This window comes from Burkholderia cepacia ATCC 25416, from assembly GCF_001411495.1.
Classification (GTDB): Bacteria; Pseudomonadota; Gammaproteobacteria; order Burkholderiales; family Burkholderiaceae; genus Burkholderia; species Burkholderia cepacia.
Genome location: NZ_CP012982.1, coordinates 771,826 through 785,613 on the forward strand (window position 1 = coordinate 771,826; position 13,788 = coordinate 785,613).

General features: G+C 69.8%; 10 protein-coding genes. 4 read left to right on the forward strand and 6 right to left on the reverse strand.

Features of this window, described 5'->3' with window-relative positions; genetic code table 11:
* Positions 1-183: 183 nt before the first annotated feature.
* The 6 genes from APZ15_RS20870 to APZ15_RS20895 all read right to left on the reverse strand — a co-directional run bounded on the left by APZ15_RS20870 (position 184) and on the right by APZ15_RS20895 (position 8,079).
* Complete coding sequence (locus tag APZ15_RS20870; protein WP_027790900.1) at positions 184-1,374, reverse strand: phosphotransferase enzyme family protein; 1,191 nt, start codon at positions 1,372-1,374, stop codon at positions 184-186.
* A gap of 36 nt (positions 1,375-1,410) precedes the next feature.
* Positions 1,411-2,043: a nicotinamide riboside transporter PnuC gene (gene pnuC / locus APZ15_RS20875; RefSeq protein ID WP_027790899.1), complete on the reverse strand. Its 633-nt coding sequence runs from the start codon at positions 2,041-2,043 to the stop codon at positions 1,411-1,413.
* Between the two features lie 59 nt (positions 2,044-2,102).
* A complete protein-coding gene (locus APZ15_RS20880) occupies positions 2,103-4,334 on the reverse strand; it encodes a TonB-dependent siderophore receptor (RefSeq protein ID WP_027790898.1) in 2,232 nt (743 codons plus the stop codon).
* A gap of 607 nt (positions 4,335-4,941) precedes the next feature.
* On the reverse strand, positions 4,942-5,145 hold the full coding sequence (locus APZ15_RS20885; protein WP_021164122.1) for a DUF2970 domain-containing protein: 204 nt from the start codon (positions 5,143-5,145) through the stop codon (positions 4,942-4,944).
* 123 nt (positions 5,146-5,268) lie between these two features.
* The gene (locus APZ15_RS20890; RefSeq protein ID WP_027790897.1) at positions 5,269-7,398 is read right to left on the reverse strand and encodes a pyridoxamine 5'-phosphate oxidase family protein; all 2,130 of its coding nucleotides are present in this window, start codon (positions 7,396-7,398) and stop codon (positions 5,269-5,271) included.
* A gap of 36 nt (positions 7,399-7,434) precedes the next feature.
* Positions 7,435-8,079 carry a glutathione S-transferase family protein gene (locus tag APZ15_RS20895; protein WP_027790896.1) on the reverse strand — a complete coding sequence of 215 codons (645 nt, stop codon included), beginning with the start codon at positions 8,077-8,079 and terminating at the stop codon, positions 7,435-7,437.
* A 127-nt stretch (positions 8,080-8,206) separates the two neighbouring features.
* On the opposite strand from APZ15_RS20895, the gene APZ15_RS20900 reads away from it, so the two are divergent.
* From APZ15_RS20900 to APZ15_RS20915, 4 genes are all read left to right on the forward strand, one after another.
* Entirely contained in the window at positions 8,207-9,142 is a 936-nt protein-coding gene (locus APZ15_RS20900; RefSeq protein WP_027790895.1) for a LysR family transcriptional regulator, read from the forward strand.
* Positions 9,143-9,372: 230 nt separating this feature from the next.
* Positions 9,373-11,067, forward strand: a complete 1,695-nt coding sequence (locus APZ15_RS20905; protein ID WP_080981951.1) for a 5-guanidino-2-oxopentanoate decarboxylase — start codon at positions 9,373-9,375, stop codon at positions 11,065-11,067.
* Complete coding sequence (locus APZ15_RS20910) at positions 11,064-12,536, forward strand: aldehyde dehydrogenase family protein (protein WP_034196024.1); 1,473 nt, start codon at positions 11,064-11,066, stop codon at positions 12,534-12,536. Before APZ15_RS20905 ends, APZ15_RS20910 begins: the two co-directional genes overlap by 4 nt.
* A 150-nt stretch (positions 12,537-12,686) precedes the next feature.
* Positions 12,687-13,784, forward strand: a complete 1,098-nt coding sequence (locus APZ15_RS20915; RefSeq protein ID WP_027790892.1) for an ABC transporter substrate-binding protein — start codon at positions 12,687-12,689, stop codon at positions 13,782-13,784.
* Positions 13,785-13,788: the final 4 nt, after the last annotated feature.

The window sequence follows — 13,788 nt, forward strand, 5'->3', positions numbered from 1 at the left end:
TCCGAGAGTGCGTAGCGCGCCGCCGCAATCGGCCCTCAAGTTGCCGCGACCGTTTGCCACGGCGCGGAAACCAGGGGCGATCTCAGGCTTGTGGGCGGCCACTTCAGGGGCAAGTTCAGGCGCGATGCCGCCGGCCCGATGCGGCAGCACCCACCACACACTTCCCAGTGCCAAACACGTCGCTCACGTTTTCCCGCTTCTCATCATCCGGCGACGCTGCAACCAGTCGAGCAACTGCCGCCCGTCGCGCTCACCGAACCACCGCGCGTGCCCGATCAGATACCCGTCGTATGCGATATCGACAATGGCCGGCGCATCGATGATGCACCCGAAATACGCCACTTCCGACAGCGCGAACTCCGTATGCACGATCGGCAGCATCGCGACCAGCGCCGCATAGGCTTCGTCGCCCAGCGGTTCGAGTGACTCATACCCGTCGAGCAGCGCGTCGATCTGTGCGTACTCGACGCGGCGCGCCTGGGCCGGCGCCATCCAGTCGACCGTATTGCGTTCGATCGCGAGCGCGAGGTCCATGACGGCGCACGTGCGATCCGACAGCCCGAAATCGAGCACCGTCCGCACCTGCGCGCCGGGCCCCGCCTCGGTCCACAGCAGGTTCGACGCGTGCCAGTCGCCGTGCGTCCACAGCGGCGGCAGCGCCGGCAGCAGCGGCACGAGGCGCGCGTGATACGGGCCGATCGCGTCGGCCACGTCGCCGCGCCAGTCGCGCGCGCCGAGTGCGCGCACGAGCAGCGGCTGCGCCTCGACCCAGCGTTCGAGCCCGCCCGCCAGATCGTCGGACGACAGCACGCGGAAGCTCGACAGCAGCGTGCGCACGGGCCGCGCCGGCGCATCGTAGCCGGCCGACGCGCGATGCAGCTCGGCCAGCGCGCGACCGGCCGCGTAAGCGTGCGACGCATGCGTGAACGGCTGCCACGACATCACGCCGCGATACGGGTCGACGCCGGGCGCGAGCACATGCACTTCGTAGGTCCAGTCGCCGGACGCGAATGCGGTCGCACCGTTGCGATCCGCGAGCACGTCGACCACCGGCATGCCGCGTTCGCGCAGGTGCGCGATGAAGCGATGCTCTTCCTCGAGCCCCGCGACATCGCGCAGGCTCGCGTGATGACGCTTGACGAACAGCCCGCGCCCGTCCGCCATCCGCACGAGCACGGCCGCCGCGAACTGTCGCGGGCTGTGCCACGTGAGCCGCTCTGGCTCGCCGGCGCCGTCGATGCGCGCGAGCACCGCCGCCACCTCGTCGTGCGTCATCAGCGGCCAGTCGCGTTCGGCCTGCTCGCCGTCGACACCGAATTGCGGCGGCGCGACGTCACGCGGCAGGGCTCCGTCCGGCTCGAGTGGGAATGACATGAACGACGTTGCTCCGTAGTTGAATCGGCGCGTGAATCAGCGCGCGCCGCCGCCCGTTGCCAGCGCACCGCCGGCCGCCGCGCGCAGCGCCGCGGCCGTGCGGCTCCAGTCGCGCCAGCCGACGACGGCCAGCCCGATGAACAGCGCGTAGAGGCCGGCCGTCAGATACAGTTCCTTGAACACGAACATCCCGACGTACACGACGTTCACGACGATCCACAGCCCCCACGATGCAATGTAGCGCCGCGCGGTCCAGTATTGCGCGACGAGGCTGAACGCGGTCAGCGAGGCATCGACGAACGGCAGCGCCGCATCGGTCCAGCGCGCCATCATGCCGCCGAGCAGCGCGCTGCCGACGACGGCCGCGATCAGGTCGGGCAGCATCTGCATCGGCCGCACGCCCGTGACGGGCGCGACATCGCCTGCCGGCACCGCATTGCCGTCGGCCTCGCTCGCGCGCTGCGCGAGCCAGCGTTGCCAGCCGTACACCTGCAGCACCGCGAACGCGCCTTGCAGCAGCATGTCCGAATACAGCTTCGCGTCGAAGAAGATCCAGCCGTACAACGCGACCGACACGAGCCCGACCGGCCAGCACAGCATGCGCCGCTTCGCGGTCAGCCAGATCGCGAGCGCGCTGACGATCACGCCGGCGATTTCGAGTGGGGACATCGTCTGTGCTCTCCAGGTTGGCTGCCGGGGCCGCGCGTCACGCGGCCGGTTCCGGACGATCAGAAATCATAGGTCAACGACACGCGGGCGGTGCGCGGCGCCCCCGGGAACAGGTACGCATCGCCCTGCTGCTCGCCCGCGTCGCGCCAGTAGAACTTGTTGAACAGGTTGTCCACCGACACGCGCAACACCGTGCGATGGCCGCCGATCTTCGTCGTATAACGCGCGCCGAGATTGAACACGAACCACGCCGGCACCTGCGCGGTGCCCTCCTCGTTCGCGTTGCGGGCCGCGCTGTACTCGACGCCGCCCAGCACGTTCAGCCCCGCGACGCCCGGCACCGCGTAGTCCGCATACAGCGACGCGCGCAGCGCGGGCACGTTGATGATCTGGTGGCCTTCGTAGGCCGGCGAACCCGAATCGTACGCCCGCGCGCGAATCGCCGCGACGCTGGCCGTCAGCCCCAGACGCTCGGTCACGCGCCCGGCCGCGCCGAACTCGATCCCCTGGTGCCGCTGCGTGCCGCGCTGCACGAACGTGTAGGTCGTGCCCGATGCGTCCGGATCGGCGAACTGGAACGGCTTGCTGATCGAGAACACGGCGGCCGTGAGGCTCAGCCGGTCGAGCCAGTCGTATTTCGCGCCGACTTCGATCTGGTGCGATTCGACGGGCGGCAGGAACGCATACGCATTGGTCGCGCGCACGGGCGCCTGGTCGCCGAGCGACAGCGCCTTGCTGTACGACGCGTACAGCGACAGCACGTTCACCGGCTTGTAGACGAGCGCGACCTGCGGCAGGAACACCGAGCGGTCGGTGTGCGTCGCGTCGCTGTCGAGGCTGCTCCAGCTGCGCTGGCGCAGCAGCACTTCCTTGCCGCCCGCGAGCACCTGCCAGTGTTCGCCGATGCTGATGCGGTCGAGCCCGAACACGCCGTATTGCCACGCATCGAGCTGCGGATACGACGGCCCGGGCGTATTCGGCGACGGTGCAAACGTGACGTCGGGTCCGTAGATGTTCTCGCTGCCGACATAGTCGTACACGGCGGTCGCCATGTGCACGACACGGCGCTGCACGCTCACGCCGAGCGTCAGCTCGTGCCGCAGCGGCCCCGTCGCGAACTTGCCGGTCGTGACCGCACGCAGGTCGTCGTTGCGCCGGTATTCGCCGGGGCTGCGGAAGTCGTACACGTCGTAGTCGCCGTTCGCGCCGAAGAAGAACGGCGACGTCGCGCCGGCCTTGCAGCTCGCCGCGTAATAGCAACCGTACGCGAACGCGCTGTTGTCGTCGATCATCGTGCGGCTGCGGCCGGCGGCGATATACGCCTTCCAGTCGTCGTTGAACTGGTAGTCGAAGCGCGCGTTCAGGTTCAGCGCGTCGGTCGTCACCGGCTTCGCCCACGGCTGCGTGCCGAGCGCCTTCGACGTCGTCTTGACCGACGGCACGACGGTGCCGCCGAGCAGCTGGTAGCCGGGTGCTGAACGCTGGATCCACTGCTGGAATTCGGCGTTGAGCTGCAGGCTCGCGCGCGGGCTGATGTCCCAGTCGGCGGCGATCGAGCCGAACGTGCGCCGTCCGTTCGTGCCGTCGATGTAGGAGTGCATGTTCTCCTTCGCGGCATTGATCCGGAAGCCGAACTGATTGTCGGGGCCGAAGCGGCGGCCGAGATCGACGGCCGCCGACGTCGAACCGCGGCTGTCGACGCCACCCGTCACGCTCGCGACGTTCGCCGAGCGCTTGGTCACGAAGTTGATCACCCCGCCGGGCGCGACGACGCCGCTGTCGATGCCGGCCAGCCCCTTCAGGATCTCGACGCGCTCCTTGTTCTCGAGCGGCACGTTCTGTTCGCCGGACACCGTCAGCCCGTCGATCCGGATCGCGCTCGCAAGATCGACCGGAAAACCTCGGATCGCGAAACCTTCGAAATAACCGACCGGCGCATAGTCGTTGACGACCGACGCGTCGTTGCGCACGACGTCGCTCAGCCGCTTCGCCTGCTGGTCGTCGAGCTGCGCGCGCGTGACGACGCTCACCGACGCCGGCGTGTCGCGCAGCGGTGCGTCGTCGAGCCCCGCGACGGATGCCGTGCGTGCGCGCAGCGCGTTGCCGCGCTCGCCGCTCACCGTGATCGTCGGCAGCGTCGCGCTGGCGGCCGCCCCGGCGTCCGGCGCCGGCGTGTCGCCCTGCGCCGCGGCGGCCTGGGCCGCGAAAAGCGTGATGCCGAAGCCGACACCAAGCCCGACCTTCGCGCGCCGCCGCCGTGCGGGCGACGCTGTTGTTCTATTCACCGTCATTGCTCTGGATGGAAAACTCGCCACTCGACCCTGTCGAAACCCGTTACGAAGCTGCGAAGCGTGCCCGCGACCGGATCTGCCTCCGCCGGACGCACGCGCCGGCACGACATTCGTCAGACGAACCGGGCGAACCAGACGATCCGGCACGCAAGCGTGCCGCTCGGTCGGGAAGACGCAGGATGGGACATCGGATTCAGGTGACGCACCGGGAACCGACGCTGCCGTCGACCGGTTCGTCGGGGCGTGTCGGGCGGCCGGCTGCATCGCGCGGTCTTGTCATGCGGGGGGACGCTTCGAACGCCCCGGTACGGGCGCGACGGTCTGGCGCGCGCCGTTCGCTGGAACGGCGGCGTGCCCGTCGCGCACGACATCGCGGCGCGGCGCGCATTTTACCCCGGGCGGGGCGGGCTGCCCTGGAATCGGGCGAATCGGGTGGGTGGGAAAGGCGGGAACGGGAACCGCGCGATTCGTGCAGCACGGCGACGGTGCCGATGTGCGCATGACTGGCGTCGTGCGCGGCCACCTCGATGACCGGCATCGTCACGCGCCGGTCATGCGGCCGGAAACCGGAGCGGGAACGTTCTCCCGCTCGCGATTCGGCGGCCGGTCAGAATCCCTGCATCGTCGCGGTCGGATCGACGACCAGGTGCACGACGCCGTAGATCACCGCGCCGACGAGCAGCGCGAGCACGATCGCCACGAACGGCAGCAACGTGTAGTTGACGTTCGCGAGATCGGCCGCGTGCGCCTTGCTGTTGCGTACGCCGAAGAAACTCCACAGGACCAGCTTGATCATGCCGAGCAGTTTCATGGTTGTGCTCCTTTCATCGAATCGGTTGACGCTATCGTCGATCCGACCGGCATCCGAAAAAAGAAGCAGTTGCGCGCGCTTTTCGCGCAGCAGGCCGTCTGCGGCCGCATGTCGCAGGGCGCGTCAGCGGTCGAGCACGAGCGGCTCCGACCCTTGCGCGGGCCGCGCGACGCACAGCAGCGCGCAGCCGGGTTCGACCGGCGCATCGGGCGCCTGCTCGTAGTCGACCGCGCCTGACAGCACGCGCGTCGCGCACGTGCCGCACGACCCGGAGCGGCATTCGGACGGCACGGCCACGCGCTGCCCTTCCGCGAATTCCAGCAACGTGCCGTCGGCGGGCGTCCACGCGGCATCGCGGCCGGTGCGCCGGAACACCACCGGCACGCTCGCCGCCGGCGCCCCGGTCGTGCGGGTCGCGCTGCGCGCCACGCTCGACGGCCCGAACGCCTCGAAGCGGATGCGTTCGTCCGGCACGTTCAGCGCGCGCAGCCCGTCGTACAGGTCGCGCATGAACGCCGACGGCCCGCACAGGTAGAAGTCGTAATCGTCGAACGTCAGGAGCCGCTTCAGTTGCGCGATGTCGATGCGGCCTGCCTGCGCCGCCGACCCGTCGTGAGGATGGCTGTCGAACCAGTGGAGCGACAGCCGTGCATCTGCGGCCGCGATGCGCGCCAGCTCCGCCGCGAACGGCCGGTCGGCCGCGTCGCGCGCGCCATGCACGAACACCACGCGGCGCGATGGCCGATCGTCCGCCAGCGCGCGGCGCAGCATCGCGGTCATCGGCGTGATGCCGATGCCGGCCGACACGAGCACGGCCGGGCGCGGGCTCGCGAGATCGAACGTGAAGCGCCCGCGCGGCATCTGCGCGTCGAGCGCCATGCCCGCCCGCGCGTGATCGTGCAGCCACGCCGACACGCGCCCTTCGCGCTTCACGGTGATCCGGTAATGCGTGCCGCCCGGCGCATCGGAGAGCGTGTAGCTGCGGATCGACGGCGCGTCGCTTCCCGGCAGCGCGATGCGCAGCGTCAGGTGCTGCCCGGCTTCGTAGGCGGGCAATGCAGCGCCGTCCGCCGGTTCGAAATGGAACGAGCGAATCGCGCGCGCTTCGTCGACGATCTTCGCGATGCGCAGCGGCCGCCATGCGGGTGCCGATGCCGATGTCGATGTCGATGTCGATGTCGATGTCGATGTCGATGTCGATGCCGATGCCGATGCCGATGCCGATAGTGATTCTGATGCGGGTGCGGTGACCGACGCGGTTGAAGTCTGCACCAACCCGCCCGCCGCCACCGCCGCGAACTGCGGCGCACGTTCCACCGCCGACCACTGGAACGGCAGCACCGCGCGCATGCGCCGCACTTCCCGCACATGGAACCGCACGACCCGCTGCGCGCCGTCGAACGATGCGACGAGCGGCCCGTCCCACACGATCTCGGCGCGCGCGGCCACATACAGCAGGTCGCCGTTGTCGAAATCGACGAACAGCAGCCCCGCACGCGGATCGTGCTGCAGGTTGCCGAGCGTGTTGAAGAAGCGGTTGCCGCTGAAATCCGGCGTCGTCAGCGTGTGCGCATCGTCGACGCGCACGAAGCCCGGCATCCCGCCCCGATGCGACACGTCCGCGCCACGCGCAGCGCCCGCGTCGGTCGACGTGTTCGCGCTCGCGACGAAGAACGTATCGGCCTGCGCAAGCAGCGCTCGATCGGCGTCGTTCAACGCGTCCGATACGTCGGGCCCGGCGGACGCGCCGGCTTCCCGGGCGACGAACGTCGGCTTGCGTCCCTGGATGTACTTCGCGCAGTTGCCGAAGCTCTGCTCGACCGCGATCGTCAGCGCATCGCCGTCGACCGCGCGCACGACGCCGTTGACACGATTGCGCCGCCGCGTATCGAATTCGATCCCGAGCCCGCCGAGCGGCGCGCCCGGCTGCCACGCGCCGTCCAGCGGATCGCCCGGCAACGCGCGCGCCGCGATGCGCAGCGTACGCGGGTCCGGCGACGTCACGAACCCCGACGCGCCGGCGCGCAGCGTCGCCCACGGCTGGCCGTTCGCATCGACGCCGCCAAGCACGAAGAATGGCAGTTGCGCGAAAAACGTCCGGTGCTGGTCCGGCATGAAACGCCGGATCCCGCGCCGGCCGGCCGAACCCGCGGCCGCCGTCACGCCCGCGCGCTGCTGCACGGCGAGCTCTCCCGCGTGAAACGGCGCGGTGTCGAGTTCCCAGCCCGGTACGACGGTGGTCGGGGTGTTCATCGCGTTCTCCGTGGGCAGGCGCGGCGTCGGTGGGCGTTACGCGGCAAGCAGGCCGGCGCGTGTCGTCGGCATCGCAACGAAGCCCGGCAGTGCCTCGACGCGTGCCAGCCACGCACGCACGTGCGGATACGGTTCGAACGACACGCCGCCTTCCGGCGCGTGCGCGATGTACGAGTACGCGGCGACGTCCGCAATCGTCGGCTGCGCACCGGCCGCGAACGGCTTGCCGGCCAGCTCGCGATCGATCACGTCGAGCACTTTCGCGGCCGTACGCTTGGCCGCCTCGTGGTCGAGCTTCGCGCCGAACACGGTCACGAGCCGCGCGGCAGCCGGCCCCGCTGCGATCGGCCCGGCCGCATACGAGAGCCAGCGCTGCACGACGGCCGCGCTGGCCGGGTCGTCGGGCAGCCAGTGCGCGTCGCCGTAGCGCTTCGCGAGGTACACGAGGATCGCGTTCGAATCGGCGATCACCGTGCCGCCGTCGTCGATCACGGGCACCTGCCCGAGCGGATTGAGCGCGAGGAACGCCGGTTCGCGCTGTGCGCCGGCCGCGAGATCGACGTCGACGGTCTCCGAAGGCAGGCCGAGCAGCGACAGGAACAACCGGACGCGATGCGCATGCCCGGAGAGCAGGAACGAGTAGACGCGAATCGGCGAAGCAGGCTTGCGGACGGCAGACATGGAAAACACTCCGGAATCTCGCGCCGCCGGGAATCGGCGACGAACACCTGCAGCGTAGCGCTCGCCGTTCGTCTCCAGAAGATGGATAATCGCGGAAACATTATCCGCTCCCATAGGACAATCGACGATGGCCGATCTGCGCGACGTGAACCTGAACCGGCTGGCGGTCTTCGTCGCGGTGGTCGACGCCGGCTCGCTGACGGCCGCAGCCGAGCGGCTCGGCCTGGCGAAGACGGTGGTCAGCACGCACATGCAGCGCCTCGAATCCGAGGTCGGCGCGAACCTGCTGGTGCGCACCACGCGGCGGCTGAGCGTGACCGACGCGGGGCGGGCGTTCTACGACGCGTGCCGCGACATCGTGCGCGCCGCGGAAAGCGCGCTCGACGCGGTGTCGTCCGACGCGGGGCCGCTGCGCGGCACGCTGCGCGTGAGCGTGCCGATCGACTACGGCGCGCTGGTCGTCGCGCCTGCCGTCGTCGCGTTGCGCGACCGGCATCCGGGCCTCGACGTCGAACTCGTCGCGAACGACCGCGTCGTCGATCTCGTCGCGGACAACCTCGACGTCGCGATCCGCATCGGCCGCCTCGCCGATTCGAACTATCGCGCGGTGCAGCTCGGCACCTACGAGAAATGGCTGGTCGCGAGCCCCGCGTTCGTCGCGCGCTACGGACGGCCGCAGGATACCGATGCGCTCGCCGCGCTGCCGTTCGTGATGCTGTCGACGCTGCCGCGCCCGCATACGCTCGAACTCGAAGACGCGAACGGCGGCACCGCTTCGGTGCGCTGTGTCGCGCACGTCGTGTCGAACACCGCCACCGCGTGCCGGGCGATCGTGCTCGCGGGCGGCGGCTTCGGGCTGTTGACGGATTTTTCGACCGCCGACGACCTCACGGCCGGCCGGCTCGTGCGGCTGCTGCCCGCGTGGCGCTCGGCGCCGGCCGGGATCCATGCGGTGTATCCGTCGACGCGGCTGCCTTCGCCGAAGGTGCGGGCGTTTATTGATGCGATGAAGCAGAGGATCGACGACACGCGGCCGGCACGCAAGACGAAACGCGAACGCTAGCGCACGCCGAATTCCGTTGCGGCTCCGCGCCGCGCCGTTGCCGGCCCGCGCATTCCATTCCTCCGATGTATCGCGACATCCTCGCGACCACGCATCGCCATGCAAGGCGCTCATGCGCGGCATGAAAACTAATCGATTGTTGGCGCCCCGGATCGACGCCGACAATCCGCTGCATGCCCCCTCGTTTGCGGTACGGGCCACTCCCCCTCCCAATCGGCACGTCACGATCCATGAACCATCCAGTCCCCCTCTCCTGCATCGCCGAGGCCCGCACGGCCGCGCCGGCACCGTTCCTTGCCCGTCCCCGCACCTGCGGCGAAGCACTCGTCGACCTGCTCGAACGTTATGGCGTCGAATGCGTGTTCGGCATTCCCGGCGTGCATACCGTCGAGCTGTATCGCGGGCTCGCAGAGTCGTCGATCCGCCATGTGACGCCGCGCCACGAACAGGGGGCCGGCTTCATGGCCGACGGCTACGCGCGCGTCACGGGCCGGCCGGGCGTCTGCTTCATCATCACCGGGCCGGGCATGACCAATATCGCGACCGCGATGGCACAGGCCTACGCGGATTCGATCCCGATGCTGGTGATCTCGAGCGTCAACGCGCGGCGCGAGCTCGGCAGCGGCGACGGCCGCCTGCACGAGCTGCCGTCGCAGCGTGAAGTCTTCGCGGGACTCACTGCGTTCTCGCACACGCTGCTCGACGCGGCCGACCTGCCGCAGGTGCTCGCGCGCGCGTTCGCGGTCTTCGAAAGCGCACGGCCGCGGCCCGTGCACATCGAGATTCCGCTCGACGTGATCGTGACGCCGGCACCCGCGCTGCCCGCCGCGCCACCCGCGCTGCCCGCCCGCCCCGCACCGGACGCCGGCGCGCTCGCGGCGGCCGCAGACCTGCTCGCCCATGCGCGCCGGCCGCTGATCCTGGCGGGCGGCGGCGCCGTGCATGCGGCGGCCGAATTGCGCGAGCTCGCCGAACGCCTGCACGCGCCGGTCGCGCTGACGATCAACGCGAAGGGTCTGCTGCCGGCCGGCCATCCGTTGCTGATCGGCTCCACGCAATCGCTGCCCGCCACCCGCGCGACGATCCGCGACGCCGACGTGGTGCTCGCCGTCGGCACCGAGCTCGGCGAAACGGATTACGACGTCACGTTCGACGGCGGCTTCGCGATCGATGGCCGGCTGATTCGCATCGACATCGACGCGCAGCAGCTGATGCGCAATGCCCGCGCGGAGATCGCCATCGCCGGCGATTCGCGGCTGGCGCTCGGCGCGCTGTCGACCCGCCTGCACGAAAAACCGACGACGCCCCCCGAAGCCGGCTGGGGCGCGCCGCGCGTGGCCGCCGTGCGCGCCGCGATCGCGTCGGGCCACGACGGCCCGGCGCGCGCGCAGGCGCGGCTGATCGACACGATCGTCGCGGCGCTGCCCGGCGTAATCGTCGCCGGCGATTCGACGAGCCCCGTGTACGTCGGTAATTTCACCCACGACGCGCACGCACCGCGCAGCTGGTTCAACTCGTCTACCGGCTACGGCACGCTCGGCTACGGGCTGCCCGCCGCGATCGGCGCGAAACTCGCCGCGCCCGCACGCCCCGTCGTCTGCCTGATCGGCGACGGCGGCCTGCAGTTCACGTTGCCGGAGCTCGCGAGCGCGGTCGAGGCCCGCGTGCCGGTGATCGTGATCGTCTGGAACAACCGCGGCTACGGCGAGATCCGCAAATACATGGTCGCGCGCGACATCACGCCGATCGGCGTCGATCCGTACACGCCCGATTTCCTGGCGCTCGCGCGCGGCTTCGGCTGCGCGGCGCACGCGGCCGCGACGCCCGATGCACTGGCTGCCACGTTGCGCGACGCCGTCGCGCGCGCGATCCCGACCGTGATCGAGATCGACGAAGCGACATGGTTCGAGCAGGTGCAGCGATGAGTCAGGCCCCCGATTTTCACTTTGATCCGCCGCTGCGTACCGGGCTTTTCATCGCCGGCGCGTGGGGGTCCGGCGCCGACGGCGCCACGTTGCCGATCGTCGATCCGTCGACTGAAGCGGTCCTCGCGCATGTGGCTGCCGGCGGCAGCGCGGACGTCGAGCGCGCCGTCCAGGCCGCGGCCCGCGCGTTTCCCGGCTGGAAACGCACGACGGGTGCCGCGCGCGCGGCCCTGCTCCGCGCGATCGCGCGCGGCGTCGACACGCACCGCACACGGCTCGCGACGCTGCAGTCGTTCAATAACGGCAAGCCGTTCGCCGAAGCGGAGATCGACGTCGCCGACGTGATCGCCACGTTCGACTACTACGCCAGCCTCGCGGAACGCGTCGACACCGACGGCGAAACCGAGGTCGCGCTGCCCGGCGACGACCACCGCGCATGGATCCGGCGCGAACCGGCCGGCGTCGCCGCGCTGATCGTGCCGTGGAATTTCCCGATGGTGACGACCGCGTGGAAGCTCGCGCCGGCGCTCGCGGCCGGCTGTACCGTCGTGCTGAAGCCGTCCGAGATCACGCCGCTGCCGGAACTCGAACTCGTCGCGATCGCCGTCGCAGCGGGCCTGCCGCCGGGCGTGCTGAACGTCGTGACGGGCACCGGCCCCGACGTCGGGGCCCGGCTGTGCGCGCATCCGCTCGTCGCGAAGGTGTCGTTTACCGGCAGCACGGCGGTCGGCACGCAGGTCATGAAAACGGCCGCGGACACGATCAAGGGCGTCGGCCTCGAACTCGGCGGCAAGTCGTCGATCGTCGTGTTCGACGACGCCGATCCCGACCACGCGGTCGAGCTAATCGCGGGCGGCGGCCTGTTCAACGCGGGGCAGATGTGTTCGGCGACCTCGCGCGTGCTCGTCGCCGCGCCGCTCGCCGACGACCTGATCGCACGCCTCGCGCGGCGGATCGACGCGACCGTCGTCGGCCCGCCGTTCGCGCCCGGCGTGCAGATGGGCCCGCTGACGAACCGCGCGCAATACGAACGCGTGAAGCGCCACATCGCGCAAGGCCGCGCCGACGGCGCGCGGCTCGTGACGGGCGGCGACGTGCCCGCCGGCCCCGGTTACTTCATCCGGCCCGCGCTGTTCGCCGACGTGCCGGCCGACAGCCCGCTATGGCGCGACGAAATCTTCGGGCCGGTGCTGTGCGTCCGCACGTTCGATACCGAGTACGACGCGATCGCGGCCGCCAACGATACCGAATACGGGCTCGTCGCGACCGTCGTCACGCGCGACGCGGCACGCGGCAAGCGGGTCGCCGACGCGCTCGAAGCAGGCGTCGTGTGGATCAACACGCCGCAACTGATCTATCCACAAACCTCATGGGGCGGCTACAAGCGCAGCAGCGTCGGACGCGAGCTCGGCCCGTTCGGGCTGGCCGCATTCCAGGAGATCAAGCAGGTCATGATGCCGGCCCGCTGAGGCCGTCCGGGCCATGCGTTTATCTCATGCCGCGCATGCGGATATTTCGTTTGTTGCGGAAATTTGACGTCCCTACAGTGCATCCACACCCCGCGCCGCCATTCGGCGACCGGCATCGAACCACCCGGCATCGTTCATCAGGAGACGGCCATGCAACACTTCAAGGCGGGCAGAAGGCAGGTGATCAAAACCCTCGGCACGGCACTCGCCGCATCCGCCCTTCCGATGCCATTCATCAGTACTGCGAAGGCACAGGCGAGCAGCTTCGCGGGCAAGACGCTGCGCATCCTCACGTGGTCTGACGATACCGGTGCGGCCGCGCTGCGCAACATCGCGGAAACGTTCAGCAAGCAGACTGGCGCACGCGTGATCGCCGACCGCGCGGACGGCACATCGGGCATGGTCGCGAAGGTCAAGGCCGCCGGCGAGCGGCCGACCTACGACGTGATCACGCTGGCCGGCGTCGGTGCGGCCGGCCTCGCCGATGCGGGCCTGCTCGCGAAGCCGGACCTGAACCGGCTGCCGAACCTGAAGGACGTCGCGCCGCAGTACCGCACGGGCGCAAACGGGTTCGGTGTCGGCTACCTGCTGTGGTCGGACGGGCTGATCTACAACACGTCGACCGTCAAGACCGCACCGGCGAGCTACGAAGCGCTGTGGGATCCGAAATATGCGGGGCGCCTGTTTCTTCCGCCGCCGGAGTGGGCCGAGGCGGTCGATCTCGCGATCGTCGCCGCGAAGCTGGCCGGCGGTTCGCAGCAGAACATCGAACCGGGCTTCCGCAAGCTCGCGGCGCTCAAGGATCGTGTGATGACGCTCGGCGAAAACCCGAACCAGGTCGCCGACCTGTTCCGCACCGGCTCGCTCGACATCGGCGGCATCTATTCGCCCGCGTTCTTCCCGGACCAGATCCGCAAGCCCGACTACAAGATGGGCGTGACGTACGGGATGAAGGAAGGCTTCGCGACGCAACTGATGTTCACGGTGATTCCGAAAGCGCACCCGGGCGACCTCGACCTGATCCATGCGTTCATCAACCACACGCTCGACGCGGGCGTGCAGGGCCGGATGGCGGCGGACGTGCTGAACGGGCCGGTGAATTCGAAGGCCGTGATCCCGGCGGAAAGCCGCGCATTCGTGCCGTCGCCGCAGCAGATCGCGGAGAAGGCCATCCTCCACGACGACAAGGCGCTCGCCGCCGTTCAGCCGGCGTGGATCAAGCGCTATACCAGTCTCTTCGCGGCCTGACGAC